This is a genomic window from Photorhabdus akhurstii (assembly GCF_018448925.1).
Lineage (GTDB): Bacteria > Pseudomonadota > Gammaproteobacteria > Enterobacterales > Enterobacteriaceae > Photorhabdus > Photorhabdus akhurstii.
Genome location: NZ_RCWE01000024.1, coordinates 1 through 16,594 on the forward strand (window position 1 = coordinate 1; position 16,594 = coordinate 16,594).

The window sequence follows — 16,594 nt, forward strand, 5'->3', positions numbered from 1 at the left end:
AAACCGACCTGACGATAGATGGACAGCAATTGCGCTATTTTAACCAGATGGAAAGCTGGCAGAGTTTTCGCTGGCCGGGCGAGACCGATGAACCGGGGGTGACGCTGATGTGGACCAGTGTCAATACTGGGGCAAGGTTGTTCGGTGATTATCAGGGAAACTGGGGGCTGATCCGTTGGTTGGCGCGGGCGAAAGCGGAAAGGCTGGATGAAAGCCGTTACCGCCTGATATTTACTGCCCCGGATGGATTACCGTTGACTTGGATTTTACGCACAGAATTAGGCGAAGGGCCACTGGCATTATTAAAATTGCGCGGATTTAAATTGCCGAAAAATATCTTTGCGGTAAAACCGGGTAGTCACAGGACAATATCAGCGGTAAATGACGATGATCTGATAGCGGAATAATGCATGCGATTGGAGATAAATGAGGAAATAGCGTAACCGTTAACTGTTTTCGTTAATAAAATAACTGCCATAATAGATATTGCTACAGATATTCCGATAAAGATATTTGGTTATATGGGTGATAAGCCTGATGATACTTTTCTCAATGAATAGGAAATACTGCTATGGGATTTTCTTGATGTGATTAAATATTTTGTTATTCGCATAGCAGGAATGAGAATGATTCTTCTTTATAGTGATGAGGTAAATGAAATTTAAAAAGGAGTGATAAGATTAAAGCGGATGTAATTTATTGAATAGGATGAAAATAGATATTGTTATCATAGGAATATGATTATAACAGCGTATTCAGGTCGCCTTCATTTTATGGCAATCAATGTCAGTTTAGTTTTGTCAATAAATGTCATGTTATTGTCATGAAGTTTAAATATTTTTCTCGGCATGCTGTTATATCGGTGATGAAAAGGGGAGTGCATTAAAAATCGTATTTTTTTGAAAAAAAGAGTTGATTTTTATAAGCACCCGCCGAGAAGATAGGGAAATTCAGAAATCGCTCATTCTGTTTATGCATTGATGTATGGCGAAAATATGGGTGGCCTGTGTAAATATCTTTGATCCGAACGGATGATCATATGTACAGAATGGGAAGAGTCCCTTGCCAAAGCAAGTTGAGGTAGAAATTAGTCAATTGAAAATAAAAGATGAGGAGTAAATGATGAGTGAGCCGAAGGAAAATGAGATTTTTATTCACCCTGAATATGATGAACTGGGCCTCCCTTATTACAACGTGCCGAATGCCAGAATTGAAGAAAATCTGGTGGCGACTTGTTTGAAATACGCGACTAAAGTGATCCCGGTAATTTTCCTGCCGGGGGTGATGGGGAGTAATTTAAAATCAAAAGAGGGTAAGTCGGTCTGGCGGTTAAATGAGATATGGAGTTTTGATGTTTTAGTTTGGATGTGCAGAGGAGCCTCTTATAGGAAAGATACACTAGATCCTAGTAATACAGAAGTTGATGATTCCGGGGATATTACGCCTGATCACACTGAGAAGAATAAATTCCAGACTTGCCAGCAGCGCGGTTGGGGGGAGATAGCCCATATGAGCTATGGCGCTTTCCTGCCCTGGCTTCAGGCGGTGTTGGATGATGAGCGTTTGGCCTTTGAGTACTGTCTGGCAGGGAAGGGGGAAAAAACCCTTCGGCAACGTATGGTTGATATGAACCTGAATGCGGAGTGGGGGGAAGAGCCGCTGACCGAGGCAGAGGTTGACCATAGTTATGATTTTCTCTACCCGGTACATGTGATGGGCTATAACTGGTTGCAATCTAATAAGGAGTCTGCCAAGAGGCTGGCGCAATATGTGGATAAGGTTTTAACTTTCTATGGTAAACGGTGCGTAACTAAAAAGGTGATTTTAGTCACTCACTCAATGGGGGGGCTGGTTGCTCGTTATTATTCAGAACTGCTGAATGGCAGAGATAAAATTTTAGGTATTGTGCATGGGGTGATGCCTGATACCGGTTCACCCATGACTTATAAAAGGATGAAAACCGGTGAAGATGGAATGGTTGGACTGGTTATCGGCAGTAATGGCGCAGAGATGACCCCGGTGTTGGCGCAATCTCCCGGCCCATTACAGCTTCTGCCGGGAAAGGAGTATGGTCGAGGCTGGTTACATATCGCTGATGGTAAAATGACGCATAAACTGCCGAAATTAGATCCGTATGAGGAGATTTATCTGGAAAAGGAGCACTGGTGGGGATTATGTGAAACCCGGTTTTTAAACCCGGATAAAAAGGAGAAGTGGAAAGATAATGAAAGCTGGAAAAATTATACACATATTATAGGGAAAAAAGTTAGGCCATTTATTGAAGGATTGAGTGGTAAATACCATCCTAATACCTATGCCTTTTATGGCGCCAGTGAGAAACATCTATCCTATGGGGTTATCTCTTGGGAGGAAGTCAGTAAAGATTATTACAATAAAACGGAGGATTATTCCGGCCTGACCTTTAATCAGCCGATCTATGATCCTTATAACTTGGAGATTAGTACTACACGTATGGTGCAGTTTTCTGTTGGTCCCTCTTTTCAGGATATTGCGGCGAAAACTTTTAAGCTGGCACCGCCAAAGGATAAAGGGGATGGTACCGTGCCGGAACGGGCTGGCCGTATTCCAACCAGAAGATTACGCAGTCAGTTGGCAACGGAAGTTGACCATGAAGGTGCATATAAAGGAAATAACGAGACGGAAGAGACTTTTACCCGGTTATTCACCTTACGCTCAATTGTGAAGATGGTGCAGGTGGTGAAAGGTGAAAATTGAATAGGAAAACGACCTTACTGACTTTAGCGGTTATTTATATCTTGTGGTGGCATATGCCCGTATTTTATTACCCGATTTTAACTGAAAAGGAAAAGAAAATGACAACTGAAATGTTAGCAAATATGCAGACCCGATGTGTGGGCCGTTATTTGATAGATCTTCCTGCTGGATTTGACAATATTATTCATGATGGGATATTTATTGGTGATGCGCAAATAGAAACTGAGCGTTTATATCCACCTGCATTTGAACAGCGGATACGGCTAAGAGAACAGGAGTTAAAGGAGGATAAAACTATTGATCCTAAAGATATGCCATTTTTGAAAAAAATTTATCGCTTACAGGGGGAGCAAACAGGTGTAATTTTCGATAGGAATGAGGATATTGGTGAGCCTGGTTTTGGCCGGGTGCTAGAAGCACATTTATACGACAATGGTGTTGCATTTAAAATTATAATGAATATAACAGATTTGTCTGATGCTAAATATGCGAGTGATAGGAAAAGTTATATCAGAGCTGGTTTTTCTGAGGATGAATTAAATACCACAGATAAAACGATGATGAAAATGAGGAATTTATTATCCAGAATCAGCGGCCGAAAAGATACAGAAATACCTACAGAGGCAGGTACTTGCATTCCTGATGGTTTTATTACTGGCAGTCGTGATGAGAAAGAGAGGATGACTTTTGTCTATAAGCGAAATGAAAGTGATCATTTCACTTTCAGTGTTGAAATATTAAATTATATTCAAGAGAAAGACCATCTGTTAGAGCGTTTGAAGGGAATGGAAGGTCTGTTTTTAGCTGTGCATGCTAAGATAATAAGGAAAGGGAAACGGGAAATTAATGGCACTTATACGGAGGAAGTTTTAACAACTGCGCCGACAGAAAAAATTATGGAGCCAGAAACTAAAATTCCTGGATATGCATTTAGTTTAATTGCCAATGAAACAGCCGGGGATTATAAGAACCCTTTTGTTGCTATTGATCTAGGGAATGATCGGTTATCCGCAACGCCGTACAGTGAAAATGAACTGATAACATTTTGGGATGCGGTAACGAATACTTTTCGTAAAAGGCCCGGTGCTTTTAAAGAGTAATAAAAGTAAGTTTTAAATTGAACTTCTTATAGAGATATAAGGTCTAAAAACTAAGGTTAGCAAATGAAAATGATGGTGATAAACACAAAAATATATTGTGGACTCAGTTATCAAGATAGTATAAGTGGTGATAGTTAGGTAAAAGAGAAGATGATTGGTTTTATTCGCTATCGTAGCAATTTATGCCCTGTGGCAGTGATATTTTCCTGCCTTTTATTATCTCGTTTAAACCTGAAAAGGAAAATTAAATGAAAACTGAAATATTATCCAATATGCAGACTCGTTGTGTCGGGAATTATCTGATTGATATTCCCTTAGTATTTGAAAACATCATCAACAATGAGATATTGATTGGTGATGCGAAAATAGAAACCAAGCGTATGCATCTATCCGCATTTGAACAGCGGATAGAGATAAGAGAGCAAAAATTAAGGACGACTAAGACTGCCGATTTGAAAGATCTGCCCTTTTTAAAGAAGACTTATCATCTCCAGGGAAACTTATATGGTATGATTTTTGATAGAAATAACAGTATCAGTGAGCCCGGTTTTACCCGAGTATTAGAAGCTCATTTATATGATAATGGGGTTGCTTTTACTATAGAAATGAAGTTTACAGAGATATCAGATGATAAATACAGTTATTCAAGGGACCGTTATATAAAATCTGGATTGACCGAAAGCCAATATAAAATGCTTTCTCAAACTCTGGACAAAATGCAAAAGCTAATTGCCAGAATCAGTGGCAGAAAGGATAGCGATATTCCGACAGAGGCAGGAATCTGTATCCCTGATGGTTTTATTGCCGACTATAATAATGAAAAAGAAAGTATAAAGTTTGTCTATCAAGGAAATCAGGATGATAATTTCACATTCAGTCTTGAAATCATTAATGACCTTAAAGGGGAAGGGATTTTACTTGAACATATTGGTGAAATTGAAAGGGACTGGTTCGTTAACTATGGCAGGATAATAAGAGAAGGAGAAAGAGAGATAAATGGGATACATGGCGCGGAGTTGTTAGCGGTAGGTCTGCAATCTTTTGATAATAATCCTCGTTATCAATTTGATTTTATTGCAAATGATATGGTGTTGGATGATAAAAAAGTTTGTATTGTCATTATGTTAATGAATTACCAGTTACCTGCAACGCCATATACCGAAGATGAATTGATCACATTTTGGGATACAATAACGAAAACCTTTCGTAGAAGACCGGATGCTTTCGAATAGTAATAAAGTGAGAGAGATAGTGTTTTAAATAATTCACTAATGGGAGGTTAAAGGTGTTATGGATTATATCGCTAATGGTTTTTTTTCTTTATATGTTGGTTTTTAGTCCGGCAATATTGGTTATTGATATACTTATCATTCGTCGGATAATTAAACGTGGAGGGTGGAAAAAATATAAAATTGTGTTCTTTTTGATTCCTGGCGTGTTATTGATGAGTATCTTGATTGCCGGTGTGGGCTTTTTCACTAATGTGTTGTTTGTTGATTTATGTGACTATTTATATAACTATTTTAGTTGAGGTAATAATTTAAAAATCAATGACAAGGTATTTCGGTATGAAACATTGCCTTTGAATATTAATTGCTTATTGCGTGATTGCTCTGGCAATAAAATAGAGAATGTCGTTATGTCTGGCATTGTTTTTAGGTGATATCAGACTACGGCTATTTTTCTCTAATATTTTATTTCTCTTCTTTTTATTTATTTTGAACGGGAAACGGTATTTTTTTAATAACTCTTTTGGAGGAACATCCTATGGATGATTTAACCCTGCGCTATTATGAGGCAGAAATGCGCTATTTGCGTGAGGCAGGTAGAGAGTTTGCTAAGGCTCATCCTGACCGGGCGGCCGCGCTTAATCTGGATAAAATCGGTATGCGCGATCCTTTTGTGGAGCGTCTGTTTGAAGGTTTTGCCTTTATGATCGGGCGTCTGCGTGAGAAGCTGGATGATGACTTGCCGGAGTTGACGGAAGGGTTGGTTAGCTTGTTGTGGCCGCATTACTTACGCACGATTCCGTCCCTTTCCATTGTTGAATTTGGGATGGATTGGGCACAGTTGAAAAATTCGGTACAGGTGAAAAAGGGTTTTGAAATCCTTTCGCAACCGATCGGCCCAAGCAAGACTCGGTGTCGTTATACCACGACTCAGGCGGTTCAGTTGCTGCCTCTGGCACTGACCGACGCTTCCCTGCAAGAGGAACCCAATGGACGTTCCGTTATTCGATTGCGTTTTGGCTGTGGAACATTGGTGGACTGGCGCCAAATTGATTTGAGCCGTTTACCGCTGTATCTCAGTGCCGACAGCCCGCTGGCCTGTGCATTGCATCGGGCGTTTACGCTGCAAACACAGCAACTTTACTTGCGTTTACCCGGTCAACCTGATCGTCAGCCATTTGACGGCGGATTCTCTCCAATGGGATTTGGCGAAGAGGAGAGGTTATGGCCGAAAGGGGAAAGTTCGTTTAGTGGTTATCAACTGCTGCTGGAATATTTCACTTTCCGTGAAAAGTTTATGTTTGTTACGCTCTGTGGGCTGGAAAAGTTGACTCTCCCTGAGAGAACGCCGTGGTTTGAGTTGGATGTGGTTCTGCGTGAAAGTTGGCCCTGTGATTTGCCATTTGCTGCCGAGCATATCCGTTTGCACTGTACCCCGGTGATTAACCTGTTTCGATTGGAATCCGATCCGCTTCAATTATCACCATTGCAAACTGAGTATTTGCTGTATCCAGTACGCTTTCAGGATGGGCATACCGAGGTTTATTCCGTGGATGAGGTCTCCTCTTCAAAACGCGAGGGCCATCGGTATGTGCCATTCAGTAGTTTCCGTCATAAAGGCGGCATGTTGCGCCATGACGCACCGGAGTGCTACTACCATACCCGCGTGAAACGGGGGCCGTCAGGTCTGTGTGACACCTGGATTATTCTGGGGGGAGCGGATTTTGATGATAATGAACTGTATGAAAAAGAAGTTCTGTCACTCACGCTGACCGGCACCAATGGTCAACTGCCTCGTAGAGCATTGCAGGATACGTCGTTGGATACCGCCGTTAATCCTCCGTTGGCGGAATTTACGGTACGTAATCTGTGTGAACCGACATTGCCCTGCTATCCGCCAAATCGGGACCGTTTCCACTGGCGAGTGCTCAGCCATCTTGGTTCTAACTTTCTTAGCATGATGGATAACCCGGAAGTGCTGCGCGGGACGTTGGCCCTGTATGACTGGACCGACAATGAGATGAATTATCGCCGTCTGGAGGCGATTGTCGCGGTGAAGCATTCGCTGATTGAGCGATTTGAGCAGGGATGTTTGCGGCGGGGCGTACACATTGAAGTGACACTGGATAGCAACGGCTTTGCAGGCAACGGTGATATCTGCTTGTTTGGCGAAATGCTCAACCGCTTCTTTGCTTTATACACCGATATTCATCTGTTTAACCGACTTACGCTGATTTTACAACCTACGGGGGAACGACTGTTATGGGAAGAACAACACTGTCAGAACATTCCCGGCTGATGGCGATGTTGGAAGCTGACATTTCGACACTCGATTTCTACCAATTCTGTCAGATCATTGAACGTGCAGTCCCTGAGCGGCCGCCGTTGGGTAGTACGGAAAATCCGGCTGATGATGCGATACGTTTGCGGCCTCATCCGGGTTTGGGATTTCCCGTCAGTGAACTGAAAGCGATAGAAACTGACAATGAACATCCAGAGCGTCCACCGACGGCCAGAACAACGTTTATGGGGTTATATGGGGTGGATTCTTTGTTGCCGACCGCTTACCTGAACGATATCGCTCAGCAAAGGGAAGGGAATGAAACAATCGAAGCCTTTCTGGATATTTTTAACCACCGGATGTTCACCCAGTTTTACCGTATCTGGCGTAAATACTCTTATCCGGCGACTTTTGCTACCGGAGGAACCGACAGAACATCCCAATGTTTGCTTGGGCTGATTGGCTTAGGGATACCGGGTAGTCAGCAACAGATAGCTACGCCGATGTCTCGTTTTCTGGCGTTGCTCAGTGTTATGCGCCTGCCGACTCGAACCGCTGAAGGCGTATCGGCGCTGGTGGCATTGTTGGCGCCGAAAACCCGGATCGTGGTGACGCCCTCCTGCCCGCGACAGATCCATCTCATGCAACCGGCGAGTTTTTCAGAGACTCACCGAATTTCCCTGTCGCAGCGTACCGTACTAGGCAGAATGGGCATTGATATCAATAGCCAGTTATTGCTGGCGTTGTATACCGATTGCCCGGATGAAGCTCGGGGCTGGTTGCCGGGCGGGCAGTTGTACAGCGATTTTTTGGTGTTGCTGCGGGTTTATCTGGGCTGGCGATACCAAGCCAGATTGCAACTGACTTTGCCAACCCGCATATTGCCGCCGCCGATACTGGGTGGTAAGCCTGTTCAGTTAGGGCTGACAGGGGTATTAGGTTTAAAAGTTGAAGAGGCGGCAGTGCCTGACAACATTACGCTGAATCTGGGAGGTTATCAGGGGATATCTCCAGACAGTAATCAAGACAGAGGAGGAGACTATGTTAGTTATACCTTTTTATAAGGTTGCGTCGGTGATGACGGCGATAATATTACTATTGAGCGGGGGCGGTCTGACTCAGACCGTGACTGATGGCACGGCAGCGGCCGCTCACTCCCTTTTTCATAAGCAGGTGAAAATATTGCATCTGGATTTTATTCCACAGGCGGCGGTCAATACCGACGCTGGAGAAAGTGTTGCTCTGTCCGTTCCGACATTGGTTCGGGTTTATCAGTTGCGGGATAACAAAGCTTTGACCTTGTTGCCTGAAAAGGAGTGAGTACATGAAAAAACCTTCTTTGTATGAAAGCCTTTTCGGCAATTTTAATTGTGGTCTGGAGTTACATCAGGTGAGTGAAGAAGATCAGGTAATTTTGTCGGTATTAGACAATATGCAGCGTATCCTCAATAGCCGTGCCGGTTCGCTCACCCATCTGCCCGATTATGGTCTACCTGATCTCAACACCATTCTGCGAGGGTTGCCTGCGTCGTCACAGCGCTTGATCTCAACGATTGAGCACACGTTGCTGACTTATGAACCGCGTTTGAAGCAAGTCAATGTGACGTTATTGCCGGAACTTGCACCGGGGCATTTGCGTTATGTCATCAATGCTGAACTCAAAGGTGTGGGGCTGGTGCGTTTCAGCACTGAGTTTGTGCCGGAAGGGAATGTGTTGATCCGCCATTTACGCCAGCAAGGGTATATGGATTAGGTATTTGTGTGTGTTTTGTTACTCGTGTCGTAAATGATCATTTGTAATACAAAGTGAAGGCTTGCCATTGTTGTGCAAGCCTTTGGTAGTTTAAGAAAGAATGCGCTCTAGAAAATCTAAAGCTGATTGAGTACTAGATAATTCAGCATCAACACTGTCACCGTTCATGTACTTAACATGGATTAGAAATGTATTGAATATTAGGTGATTAGGAATGAGCGTGCTGTTGTATGTAGCAATAAAGTCTTTAGCTTCCTTTAAAGTTTGAAATTTAAAGTCATGCCCATACAAAGGGGTTATAACTACATATTTGAGTGTTTTTTGTATTTTCCATTCCAATGCTTTTGTAAATTTTTCAATGTTTGCCTTATTTGAGTTAAAAATACTAGACTTAACTATTTCAAGTTGATCTTGTTTAAGTCGTTCAATAAGAACAACTTTTTCAGCAAGGATTATTTCTGAGGTATTTTCATCAAAAGCCATATCAATCCCAGCTAATGCGAATGCTGAAACAATATCTTTATAATGAATATACAGAACCTGAAAACCACAACTTTCAAGTTGTTTCAAGGAAGGTTCTGTAAATTCTCCGGCGAGTATTGCGCCTTTAAAAGGACATTCAAGTTGATATTTACTTACAATAGGAAGCACAGCACCTTGAATTTCCTGAGCTTTATTTTTTGAATGTTTGGTATATCGACGCCATGCTGATTCAATGAAAGCGACGGGTCTTCCTAATGTTGTTGCTGAACCAGCATACTCAAACACGAAATCTAAGTCATGAGTGTTTCCATAAGTATCTTCCCAAGTTATTTTTTTTCCTTTTCGTGCTTTTCTTGGTTGTCCAACAACATCGAGATATAAGCTTGTCTTATTTGCTATATCTTGTAATAAAGGAACGAATAAATTTTCAAGTATGCTCCCAATAAGTTGTCCAAGTTTGTGAGATGGAGATATAGCCATATTCTTATCCTTTAACCCATAAACGACCTTCATGTAAAGGTACTGTATGTGTTCTATTCTTCCATTTAACATTCCTATCTCTTAGCTTTTCAAAGCTGAAAGAGGAAAAACCGGCAGAAACAGCAAGTTCCCCAAGCCATTTTTCAGCAGGAACATGTATACCATATGGTGCGGAGTCACCAATAACAAAGCAGGCTTTTGAATCTTTCTCCATATTTTTACGAATATTTACCCATATTTTGGCTATGTCCAAAAAATAAGCTGCAATCATGGTGTGGTAGGATTTTTTACCGCCTTTACTATGCCTTATTATGTCTAACTTTTTGGTTACATCAGATATTTCATCTTTTATTGGATAGAGAAGTGGATTGCTGAGAACTTCATCTAAGTCGATTTTATCTGAAGATGAGTGTTGAGAACATGATCTCATTAGTGAAGGTCTGACAACATTTTTGAGGTCTCCCCAACCATTTATCTCCCCCCAAAACATCATTTCTAGTCTTGTTGCATCTGCATAATCATAGTTATTAGGGTATGGTGGTGATGAAATTAGCAAGTTGCACTTTTTTGTTTTAAATGGTTGTCTTACATCTTTATGTTCAATATATGAGCTGTTCTGCCAACCTGACGAAACTGCATGAAGCATATCGGCTCTCATCATTTCAAGCTTCCCAACGAAGGCTTCGAAGGGATCTAGCACTTTAGATTTGGATTTATTAGGTAATACATATTGCCACTGAGCTGTGCCCACATGGCTACATGCTCTCAATATTGATGTTATGTTTAGCCTGATCAATTCCCAGATCGGTTCAGCATTAGATAATTTCTCATATGCGATTTTTAATCGTTCAAGTTTGTTAAATGAATCAAGAGAGTAACATTTCCCCAAAAGGTTACTTTCGTTGTAGCGAATAGGATCAGGCATTGTCGTTAAAGACGATGCGTATGCGATAAGCTCTTCTCCTGCGTCATTTAGATCATTCGTATCTAAATACCAAAGCTGTTTAGCTCTTGCGATCCTTGCTACAAAGGGATGTCCTTCAAATCCGAAAGAGCTGACATTAAAAAAATCGGCCGCAATGTTAGTTGTACCTGAGCCAGCAAAAGGTTCAAGAATTATCGCTTTTTTACCCGTTTCGTCTTGAAATTTTAAAATCTCAGAATTCACCCACTCAGCCGAAAAACCAGCGGAATAGCGAAACCACCGGTGAACAGGGAGTTTCATGTTATCGGTAAAAGTTCCTGAGCGAGCTGTTTTTTTGAGCATAAATCTTTTTGTCATTTCGTGTTGGTGTAGAAAGGGCTATTGTACTCGAAAACATCTTTTATTAAGACTGTTTTTTATTCGATTATTTTGTTTCCCCATATTCATCTAGAAATAAGGTAATAACAACGATTTGAACAACAATAGCGAGTAAAAGTTCTATTGTTAATAAAGTTGTAAAATTGTGACATAAATTAAATACAATTTTCATATCAGATTGAATTTTAATAATAAATTTTTCGATAAGATAAATTTTTTAATGATTACAATGAATATTATCACTGGGTTTGTGGTAGGACATTTTCTGCCTATGAGGATTCGATATTTTATCGTTTACAATAACAATATTCCTGATGTTATCTTTACAATATCCAAGTAAATAAAGTCTTAAATATAAAAATAAAGATAAGGGGATTATTTTAATTCGTTTTACCATAATGAAATTAATAATATTGTTTCAACGGTAGCCTTATTAATAGATCAAGGCTACCGTTATTTCTTCTGGTACGTCCAGATTGAATTTTATTGTCAGCAGCAGAATGGTTTAACAATAAAATTGCTATGACAATAAGAATTTCTCTGGCACATAATGATGAAGATTATTCGCTAAACAGTATTCCTCCAGTTGTTGACTAGAATGAATACCTATCTTTCCATATATCCGAGACATATAAGTTTCAACGGTATGGTAAGAAATATTTAATTTCTGTCCAATCTGTTTCCTGGTGTATTTCTGTAAAAAGAAGAAAATGATATCCCATTCACGCGGCGTAAAAATATCGCTTGGTGGTTGGAGCATAATCGACGCGGGTAGTTTTTTATAATATTGATGCAAGCAAGACAATGAATAATCTTTGGCTTCCCAACAGTGGTACATGACGCCGATACAATTTCCATTTTCATGATAAAAAGGTGATTTTTCACAGAAAAAAGATGACAAAATTTGATTTTGTCCGAATATATGTGTCTCAATTGAACATATTCTTTGCTCTGTTGCCATGACTTTTTTATCTTGAATAATAAATTCCTTAGCAAATTCAGCGCCGTCCCAAGGGAGTTCATGATCGTAAAGCCCTTCATAATCAAATGATGCTTTAAAATTATGAATATATTTCTTGGTTGCTGAGTTTCCATAAATAAAATTTGAAGAACTATCTTTTATTCCCCACGGCTCATTGCTGATTTCCATTGTGTTGATGATTTGAGGTGATATCGTACAGTTCTTCATAAAAACTCCTTAATAGTTTTCAGCTTAAATAAACATTCTACTTTTGGATTTCCTGGTGCTTTCTGGGGTATAGCAATAAAATTAAATTTTTTCATAATAATTTTCTAGTTTTATATGTTATGGCAGACTGGATTATTGTTTTAATTTCTTGTTTATTATATTTAAAACAATAGTTTATATAGTAATATCCAGCAATCTGTTAGCTCAAAAGTACATTTGTTAGTTAATTGATTATCTTACAAATTTAGAATCATTCTAAGGAGGTTTATGGTTATAAGGTGTTCTGCAATCAAATAATTCTTCAATATTATGAGTAAATTATTTTGTTGCTGAATTACCGTAAATAAAATATGAAGAACTACTTTTTACTCCCCACGGTGTATGACTTATTGCCATTGTGTTAATAATTTGAGGTAATATTTCATAGTTCTTCTGCATAAAAAACCTGTTGCTATTTAGGGGTTAAGGAAACATTCTACTTTCTGGATGCACAAATCTTTCTGGTACGTAAAGATCATAACTATTTGTGCGACAATATTCCTCCAATTGACGACTAGAATGAACACCAATTCTTTTATATATTCGCGAGAGATGGGTTTCAACCGTACGATAGGAAATATTTAACATTCTACCCATCTGCTTACTAGTATATTTTTGTAACAGAAGGAAAATAACATCCCATTCCCGTTGCGTAAATATATCGGTTGGTGGAGAGAACAGGATAGATGCTGGTAGTTTTCCATGAAATAGACGGGTAAATGAGAAATCTTGAGCTTCCCATCCGTGGAAGATGACGCCAACACATTCGTTATTATCATTATAGAATGGATATTTTTCACAAAAATGAGATGATAGAAATCTATCTTTCCCATATATATGAGTTTCAAGCGAACAGACTCTTGTTTGTTTCTCCATTACACTTTGATCGTGAGTAACGAATTCTTTTGCAAACTCAGCTCCATCCCAAGGAATTTCATCATCATACCGTCCTTCATAATTAAATGAATCTGGAAGATTCTGGATATGCTTAAATGCTAAATTACCATAAATAAAACATGAGTCTTTATCTTTGATCCCCCAAGGGTCATTACTTTGCTGTAAAGTATTAATGACTTGAGGTGAAAGATTTAACTTACCGATTTGATTCATAATGAAATCCTTAAGTTAGTAATCGTAGTTTATAATTCCCTGCTACCAATAGTAAGAAATCTTTCAGGAATATAGAGATGATAGTTATTTTTCTTACAGAAATCTGCTAACTCTACATGAGGTGATAAGTCAAATTTCTGATAAATTGACTGAATATGATTAACGACATCTTCTGTGCTCATCATTAATTCTTGACTGATGCTCTCTTCATCTTGTGAGCGTAAAGTCAGAAAAAGGACTTCCCACTCGGTTTGTGTCAGAATATTATTTGGTGGCATAAATTCCAGGTTTGTTGGCGATATTCTTTCATAATAGTAAGAAACAGAAAAATCTTGAGCCTTATACATATGAAAGAAGATCCCAATGCAATCATTATTCTCATCAAAAAGGGGAAATTTATCACAAACATAGCTTTGTTTAATGTTATTTTCTCCAAACTGATGCGTTTCCAATGAAGTGACGCGCTGCATAGTCTGGATGGCTTTTTGGTCCTGACGGTGGAATTCTTCTGCATGTTCAGCAACAGGTGAAGGTAATTCACCCATAGAAAGCCCTATAATATCGAAATCTTCAGGAAGATTGAGCAGTTGATAGAAAGCAGGGTTAGCATAAATAAATCTTGATTGGTGATCTCTGGCGCCCCAAGGTTCATTGCTTTTATCCCACATCATGGTTAATTGTGGCGTAATAAGAGTGGATTTGTTTCTTATATTTGACATAGTAACTCCTAAATTTCGATTTAAATTGTTATCTGGATAGTTGCGTTTTCGATTATGTCTTAAACGGATTGCTATATAATAGGATATAATGCTTTCCTCGTCAAAAAGCGTATGTTTATTAATTGAATTTTTACTATTTTATCATGAAACTTTAAATGGCAATGAATATAACTATATATACTATTTTAGATGTGGATTATTTTTGTGTTTATTGAAAGAATGATTGAAGATTGTTGCTGTGCCTGATATCCGCCATTTTTTAGCTGGAAAACAGGCATCATTGGTGGTCAATAAGTACAGATTATACTCAAAACTATCAGCATTCTAGCTGTTTTCAATTGATAAATAATTATTTGTCCTAATGCTTAATAGCTGTTTTGTTAAACTATTTTATTTATTCTTCTTTGTAATAAAGAAAAAATCTGAGCAGTAGCGTGAAAAAAACGATAGCTTTTGAACACATTTTTGATGTGACCTAAAGATTGAACTCAATAAATTACGTCTGTTGTGTTAAGTATATATTCTTAGTTTTTCATATTGTTTGTGCTAACTACCCTTTTAAAGGGTAGCTAGCAGTAGTTACACTTGTTGGGATTAAGTAGTAAATACTTAATGAATGGTGCTAACATCAATTTGGTTTTTTCTATTTGAATTTAGTTTTTTCTTAATGTTATCCGTTACTTCACATGTATAACACGCAAGTTTGATGGGATGTGCAAAGATCATATCGTTACCTTCTATTTAAGGTACAGTTATCAATTTGATAACTATATCGTTCTTTTTAGAGGATTAGCGTGGGGATAGGAGGAGGCTATATGTCAATAAGATTGGTAAATCCTGAAAAGATTAATGAGGTTTTCGCTCATCTGAATGGAAGCTCAGATAACCATAGCCTTTATACTGCGTTAATGGATGGGGTTGATATTACTGACCAGATAAAAGGATTGTTACTTTCGCCAGGTTATCGCATGGTTCGTATTGATGGTCGATTTGGTAATCGTATCAGTCAATCCCACTTCGAATTGGCGTTGGTTAACAATGTGTCTAAAGAGGTTGCCTATTATAATCGAGTGGTTATACAGCCAGATGTGGTAGTGACTTGTTGTCCAGTAACACAAATTCTTGTTTGGCGTATTCTGAAACGTGAACATCGAACGGCTTTGCATGAACTGGCTGGTCAGGTGGTCTTCGGTTACTTGCTCGAATCTTATAATGTGACTCGCCTTGATTTAACGCTATTTGCCTGATATCTCAAGTGTATACCCTATGAATTTCAAGATGCATTGCGACGGCAAAGGAGCGAATCCCCGGTCACATAGGTATCTATGTGACCGGGGGGGAGTGAGCGCAGCCAACAAAGAGGAAACTTGAAAGATAACGGGTATATAAATATAGTTTTTAATTAGTGAATAAGGAGGGGCTAATTCCCCTCCTACTTTTAAACAGAGGATTGTATGGTAAACAAAGAGAAAAAATTAATATTTCTTATTATTCTAATCGTATCTATATTGACTTCTTGTGTAGGTTTTGTGATTCATGTTATCAACTCCGAGTGGGTAGTTCCTTATATAAGGAATGAAGTAAGCAATATAACTGTAGCTCCGTCTTGGGATGTTAGATATCTTGCTGCATTAACAAGTTTAGAGACAGGACTGGGTATCACATTTTTATATATTCTCATAAAAAAGAGTCTTCCTACATATACCCCTATCACAAGAGGTATCCTTATGTGGTTAATTGAATTAGCAATCATGGGACGGCTTGTTAGGCAACCATTGATGGACTATGCTATAGGAAATCCATTTACAGTATCTGTTTTACAGAATTCAGTATCATGGATTAACTGGTTTTTTATATGCCTTATAACCACTTGTTTATATGACTATCTAATTAAGATTTGGTGCCAAAATAATAATGAATGATAGTGTTTTTAAAAATTTGAATAAATAGAAAGATGAAAATAGATGGGTTGTCAATACAATAGTTAAAATTTACCCATCTTCTCTTTTTTTATATTCAATAGTGTTTTTTTGATATTTTTTCTTTTTTTTTAATATTTGTATTAAAAATAAATAATAGGGTTTTGATTGAAGGTGAGATCCATTCCTTTAAAAAAAAGCTGCATATTCCATTGGGATATGAATCACTTCGTTATTCTAGAAAAAGTCAATA

Annotated in this window: 14 protein-coding genes and 1 pseudogene; 10 read left to right on the plus strand and 5 right to left on the minus strand. The window is 38.9% G+C overall.

Annotated elements, in window-relative coordinates; translation table 11 throughout:
* The 8 genes and pseudogenes from EAE93_RS19110 to tssE form a co-directional block, all read left to right on the plus strand.
* A partial coding sequence (locus EAE93_RS19110) for a type VI secretion IcmF C-terminal domain-containing protein (RefSeq protein ID WP_332009440.1) occupies window positions 1–407 on the plus strand: 407 nt, incomplete at its 5' end.
* A 715-nt stretch (window positions 408–1,122) separates the two neighbouring features.
* Window positions 1,123–2,736, plus strand: coding sequence for an esterase/lipase family protein (locus tag EAE93_RS19115; RefSeq protein ID WP_214040329.1), 1,614 nt, complete (start codon window positions 1,123–1,125; stop codon window positions 2,734–2,736).
* Between the two features lie 98 nt (window positions 2,737–2,834).
* A complete protein-coding gene (locus EAE93_RS19120; RefSeq protein ID WP_250151103.1) occupies window positions 2,835–3,836 on the plus strand; it encodes a T6SS immunity protein Tli4 family protein in 1,002 nt (333 codons plus the stop codon).
* Between the two features lie 248 nt (window positions 3,837–4,084).
* A complete protein-coding gene (locus EAE93_RS19125) occupies window positions 4,085–5,068 on the plus strand; it encodes a T6SS immunity protein Tli4 family protein (RefSeq protein WP_214040330.1) in 984 nt (327 codons plus the stop codon).
* 535 nt (window positions 5,069–5,603) lie between these two features.
* Window positions 5,604–7,364, plus strand: coding sequence for a type VI secretion system baseplate subunit TssF (gene tssF, locus EAE93_RS19130; protein ID WP_214040331.1), 1,761 nt, complete (start codon window positions 5,604–5,606; stop codon window positions 7,362–7,364).
* Window positions 7,328–8,410 carry a type VI secretion system baseplate subunit TssG gene (gene tssG / locus EAE93_RS19135; protein ID WP_214040332.1) on the plus strand — a complete coding sequence of 361 codons (1,083 nt, stop codon included), beginning with the start codon at window positions 7,328–7,330 and terminating at the stop codon, window positions 8,408–8,410. The genes tssF and tssG overlap by 37 nt, the downstream gene beginning before the upstream one ends.
* Window positions 8,388–8,636: pseudogene (locus tag EAE93_RS19140) on the plus strand (type VI secretion system lipoprotein TssJ); the annotation flags it as partial. The gene tssG and the pseudogene EAE93_RS19140, both read left to right, overlap by 23 nt.
* A gap of 34 nt (window positions 8,637–8,670) precedes the next feature.
* Window positions 8,671–9,099, plus strand: coding sequence for a type VI secretion system baseplate subunit TssE (gene tssE, locus EAE93_RS19145; RefSeq protein ID WP_046394646.1), 429 nt, complete (start codon window positions 8,671–8,673; stop codon window positions 9,097–9,099).
* 90 nt (window positions 9,100–9,189) lie between these two features.
* On the opposite strand, the gene EAE93_RS19150 is transcribed toward tssE, so the two are convergent.
* From EAE93_RS19150 to EAE93_RS19170, 5 genes are all read right to left on the minus strand, one after another.
* A complete protein-coding gene (locus tag EAE93_RS19150; protein ID WP_214040334.1) occupies window positions 9,190–10,062 on the minus strand; it encodes a hypothetical protein in 873 nt (290 codons plus the stop codon).
* Window positions 10,063–10,066: 4 nt separating this feature from the next.
* A complete protein-coding gene (locus tag EAE93_RS19155) occupies window positions 10,067–11,344 on the minus strand; it encodes a hypothetical protein (protein ID WP_214040335.1) in 1,278 nt (425 codons plus the stop codon).
* A 541-nt stretch (window positions 11,345–11,885) separates the two neighbouring features.
* Complete coding sequence (locus EAE93_RS19160; RefSeq protein WP_214040336.1) at window positions 11,886–12,554, minus strand: helix-turn-helix transcriptional regulator; 669 nt, start codon at window positions 12,552–12,554, stop codon at window positions 11,886–11,888.
* 462 nt (window positions 12,555–13,016) lie between these two features.
* Window positions 13,017–13,703 carry a helix-turn-helix transcriptional regulator gene (locus EAE93_RS19165; protein ID WP_214040337.1) on the minus strand — a complete coding sequence of 229 codons (687 nt, stop codon included), beginning with the start codon at window positions 13,701–13,703 and terminating at the stop codon, window positions 13,017–13,019.
* A 29-nt stretch (window positions 13,704–13,732) separates the two neighbouring features.
* Complete coding sequence (locus EAE93_RS19170) at window positions 13,733–14,422, minus strand: PAS domain-containing protein (protein ID WP_110086799.1); 690 nt, start codon at window positions 14,420–14,422, stop codon at window positions 13,733–13,735.
* A gap of 815 nt (window positions 14,423–15,237) precedes the next feature.
* Here EAE93_RS19170 and EAE93_RS19175 point away from each other — a divergent pair.
* The gene (locus tag EAE93_RS19175) at window positions 15,238–15,669 is read left to right on the plus strand and encodes a hypothetical protein (protein ID WP_235319461.1); all 432 of its coding nucleotides are present in this window, start codon (window positions 15,238–15,240) and stop codon (window positions 15,667–15,669) included.
* Between the two features lie 207 nt (window positions 15,670–15,876).
* Window positions 15,877–16,344, plus strand: a complete 468-nt coding sequence (locus EAE93_RS19180) for a hypothetical protein (RefSeq protein ID WP_214040338.1) — start codon at window positions 15,877–15,879, stop codon at window positions 16,342–16,344.
* Window positions 16,345–16,594: the final 250 nt, after the last annotated feature.